At 46.9% G+C, this 4,441-nt stretch carries 4 protein-coding genes and 1 pseudogene; 4 read left to right on the top strand and 1 reads right to left on the bottom strand.

Annotated features, from left to right (window positions below; translation table 11 throughout):
• Window positions 1–107: 107 nt before the first annotated feature.
• Window positions 108–771, top strand: a pseudogene (locus tag FHW16_RS28610) (IS630 family transposase); the annotation flags it as partial.
• 48 nt (window positions 772–819) lie between these two features.
• Here the strand turns inward: FHW16_RS28610 and FHW16_RS28605 are convergent.
• A complete protein-coding gene (locus FHW16_RS28605; RefSeq protein ID WP_182552850.1) occupies window positions 820–1,740 on the bottom strand; it encodes an NAD-dependent epimerase/dehydratase family protein in 921 nt (306 codons plus the stop codon).
• Window positions 1,741–2,075: 335 nt separating this feature from the next.
• On the opposite strand from FHW16_RS28605, the gene FHW16_RS28600 reads away from it, so the two are divergent.
• From FHW16_RS28600 to FHW16_RS28590, 3 genes are all read left to right on the top strand, one after another.
• A complete protein-coding gene (locus FHW16_RS28600) occupies window positions 2,076–2,888 on the top strand; it encodes a methyltransferase domain-containing protein (RefSeq protein ID WP_182552849.1) in 813 nt (270 codons plus the stop codon).
• An 80-nt stretch (window positions 2,889–2,968) separates the two neighbouring features.
• Window positions 2,969–4,054, top strand: coding sequence for a methyltransferase domain-containing protein (locus FHW16_RS28595; protein ID WP_182552848.1), 1,086 nt, complete (start codon window positions 2,969–2,971; stop codon window positions 4,052–4,054).
• A gap of 169 nt (window positions 4,055–4,223) precedes the next feature.
• A partial coding sequence (locus FHW16_RS28590) for a transposase (RefSeq protein WP_182552847.1) occupies window positions 4,224–4,441 on the top strand: 218 nt, incomplete at its 3' end.

Raw genomic sequence — 4,441 nt, 5'->3', positions numbered from 1 at the left:
TCGGCGACATCTGCAATCTCTACAAACCCGAAGAATGCTGGAATTACTTCAAGGCTGCAGGATATGCACCACATTAACGGCGCGACGCTCTAAGCGAGAACAAATCGGTATCGATCGGCCGAAGCGCTCTTGATGTGTGGCTTCGCAAGCGGGGCTGGACGTTTAAAAAAGACCGCACATGCATTGGAGCAGGAGCGATCTGACCTTTTGAAGCGCCGTCAGGATTGGTTTGATGGGCAGCTCGATCTTGATCCTGCCAAGCTGGTTTTTATCGATGAGACTGGCCTTTCCACGAAGATGGCTCGACTGCGCGGCCGATCCCTTTGCGGACAACGTTGCCGATCGGCGGTTCCCCACGGACACTGGAAAACCACGACCTTTACAGGCGCGCTCAGGCTTTCCGGCATGACCGCACCGATGGTCCTTGACGGCCCGATGAACGGTGCCGCATTCCCGGCCTACATCGAACAGGTCTTCGTGCCGACGCTCAGTTTAGGTGATACTGTCATCATGGATAATCTGCCTGCTCACAAAGCTGAAGGTGTCCGCCAGGCTATTGAAGCTGTTGGCGGCAAGCTGCTCTATCTGCCGCCCTACAGTCCCGACTTCAACCCCATCGAAATGGCCTTTTCCAAACTTAAAGCGCTTCTGCGGGCCAGAGCCGAACGTTCCGTTGACGCCTTATGGGACACCGTCGGCAAAATCGTCTCGCTCTTCAAACCGCAAGAATGTGCAAACTACTTCGCAGCAGCCGGATATGACCCCGATTAAAGTGGAAACGCTCTAGTTCACACATTGAGGCAAGTCGGCAATTCCCCATCAGAGGTTTTGCGTAAGCCATTCAATCGTCTTGTCCATTCCATCATCGAATGACGTCCTTGGAAACCAATCGAGTTCATTTTTGGCACGATCAATCGAAAGAACATTGGATGGGACATCAAAAGGTCGAGACGCAAGATGACGAAGCCTAGCTTTCTTGTTTAATCTGAGTTCTATCGCGTTAATGACTTCGAGAATAGACTTTCCCTGCCCGCCACCAGCATTAAACACTCTTTGTTGTCCAGAATAATCCAAAAGTTTTACAAGAAAATCGGTTAAATCGTCTATATAAAGATAGTCTCTGACGTTACTTCCGTCTCCAAATATATTTATCGAATCATCGTTTATTATATTTCTAGCAGCTGTAGGAATTAGACCCTGATTCTTCAATCCGTTCTGCAAAGAACCATAAGGATTGGAGACGCGCGCAATATAATATTCCAACCCGTGAACATGGTAAAATACGCGAAGATAATTCTCAATTGTTACCTTATTTGTACCATATACACTTATGGGCGCCGTCGGCTCTTCTTCAGATAGCGGAATGTTCTGATTAACGCCATAAACCGTGCCTCCAGACGAAACGAAAATTATCTTTTCAACACCGAGTGATACGCATAGATCCAAAAGCTTTATGGTACCGACCACGCTTCGCTGAACGTCCTCGACTTTTTCCAGATTTGCTGTGGCTGGCGTCGTTGCATGAATTAAATGATAAACCACCTCGCATCCGCCGACGGCATTTGCCACCGCCACTTCGTCGGTAAAATCACCTTTTACCCACTCAACCCCTTTAATCTCTCTCAACGGCTGGTTTCTGCCAAATGACCTGACCGTTACTCCACGACGATGCAAGCTGTCACACAGATGGGTACCTATAAACCCGCCGCCGCCCAAGACCACGCACCGTTGTTTATCCATTTCTCATCTCCAATTATTACCGCAACCCACTACATAACGCGGCAGAGCAATCGAGCTCTCTTGAGCTGATTGATTTTCAGGCTGATTTCGTTGGCGACGTGAATAACCCGCAGGAACGATTGATGCAATGCCGATAAACCGAGTGTTCCTGCGAATGTACGTGGCTTGATTTCGGCACCCTCTAAACCATCTCTGTGTTCGCGATATCGTACTCTAAATAGTATATCTGACAAAAAAGCACTGCTGCGCATTCTGTATTTCATCTGATTGCTGCAGCTTAAATATCATGCTAACTGCACTTGAGGAGATACTCGTAATGGCATGGGATGGAACCGGTGACCTCCACTTACATTGATGAAACAACTGATTTTTGGCTCAGATTTTCACATGACGATCTCGCGCAAACCGCAGCGGTAATACACAAAGAACGCAGAACATTTGATGAGAAGTCTGGCTATTTCGAGGTAATGGGCGCACGAAAGCTCTTAGCCAATGCGTATGTGAATGGATACGGTGTTGAAGTAGGTGCGGGAAATCGCCCGTTTCCAGTTCCAAACGGAGCAAGAGTTAATTACGGAGACATTCGGGACGCTAAAACACTGGAATTGCATTTCGCGGACCAGAACGTATTGTACGATGGCGAAATCAATGCGGAAACCTTCTCCATTATTCCCCTAGAGAGTTTGGATTTCATCATTTCTGCTCATGTAATTGAGCACCTCCACAATCCATTCGGTTCTATACGGGAGGGCTTAAGGCGCTTGAAGGATGGCGGGACATACGTCCTGATAATACCGGATATGCGTTACACAACGGACAGAGCGAGGCCGCTGACATCGTTCGATCATCTGCTTGAAGACATGAAGGATGGCGGCAAGGCTTCCCTTTTGCATTCGTATATAGAGCATTGCAAGTATGTTCACCCATTAAGCCAGCCGCCATTCGATCCAGACGAACTATTGACTGCTGCCACAAGCGGGCTTGAGCATAGCGTGGATATTCATGTCCACACTTGGACAAAAGAGAGTTTTATGGATCACCTTTCTATTCTGAAAGATCAGTTTGGATTTGAGATCATATTTTGTTCAGCTATTCAGAACGAAGCAGCTTTTATACTAAAAAAAATACCAGCTGAATCGGAAGAGTAGTTTCTCCAGTGAGCGTGGATGCCCAACGAACGAGTGTTCATGCTGCCAACTGAAACCTCTAGAAAATTATGAGTACAATCGTGCTTGCTGCAGAAACTGTTGCTGATGTTGGGGATGACGGCGAACGTGTCGTCGGATTACATCATGATCCCAATTATTTCTCGCATCTCTCCGTCTACCGTTTTGCCATTCCATTCCTCAAGGGAAAGAGAGTGTTAGATGCAGGGTGCGGTACAGGCTACGGAACAGCGTATCTCGTTGATAACGGAATAGAGTTTGCGGCTGGCGCAGACTATTCCAACAAAGCGATTTCATTTGCTCAACAAAATTATGGCGGGGCTAATCGAGAGTTTGTAGTTGCCAATCTTGGTCAAAGATTTCCGTTTCAGAATGCTGAATTTGACGCGATCTTTTCATCACAGGCGATGGAACATATCGGAGCAATCGAGGTTTTCTTCTCTGAATGCTGCCGCGTACTTAAACCCGGTGGCATCATGATATTCTCAGTCCCGGCAATCACGTCAAGACTAGGGCTCCGGTCACTGGAGGAAAACATCCGGAATATCTACCATGTGACCAATCTCACACCGCTTGGTTGGTTTAGTAAAGCCTCCAGATATTTCGAAGAAGTAAGCCCTTATCACCACTGGCTCTCCCCGGAACATTCAGCCGAAAACTGGGATGAATTAATGAGATACTTCCACGTATCTCCTGCCGATAACAGATTATCGGAAAACGATTTCACCTATACTCCTATGCCGATAGAACAAATGAATGCGGAAGATCTCAATTTGAATGCCGTTTTTGTTGCAAGAGTATCCAGGAGCAACATCCTTCCTCATATTGTGGAGGAATTCATTCCACATGAATGGCAAGAAGGGGAAATTGGCGCACGCGTTCGGAGGGAGTACGGAGATTCGATTAGAACAGAGCTTCAATCTCAAATCAGTCAGCTTACAAAAGAGTTGTCGCGATTTTTGACTTCCGGCAAAGAAGAGCGTGATAAGAATTTGAAAAGTTTTGCGGAACTTACAAGCCGCACGAATATCAATCTGGACAAAAGCCTCTCAATCGCTTTGTCTGAAATTGAGAATCTGCAGCACTCGACGTCCTGGCGCCTTACAGCTCCATTAAGAGCGATCGGAAAATTCCTACGAAATAGATAGCGATTTTCTGAAAAATCGATGTGGCTTACCCAATCAATATCTTTCATTTTCAACACAATCAAATTGCTCTCTGTCAGACACAACAAAACTTGTTGGAGACGAGATGACCTGAGCCCCTGAACTTCCTCCAAAATTTGGTAGAGTCCGTCAGAACGAGGAGACGGACGGTATGAAGCAGGCACGATTTACAGATGAGCAGGTCATCGGGATATTGAAGGAACACGAGAATGGGCTGAAGACGGCTGATGTATGCCGCAAGCATGGAATATCCGAAGCCACGTTTTATAAATACAAGGCAAAGTTTGGCGGGATGGAAGTTTCCGACGCGCGTAAGCTGAAGGCTCTGGAAGATGAGAATGCCAGACTGAAGAAGCTATTGGCAGAGAC

The organism is Phyllobacterium myrsinacearum (assembly GCF_014138285.1).
GTDB lineage: Bacteria > Pseudomonadota > Alphaproteobacteria > Rhizobiales > Rhizobiaceae > Phyllobacterium > Phyllobacterium myrsinacearum_A.
This window is presented reverse-complemented; position numbering and strand designations above follow the sequence as displayed.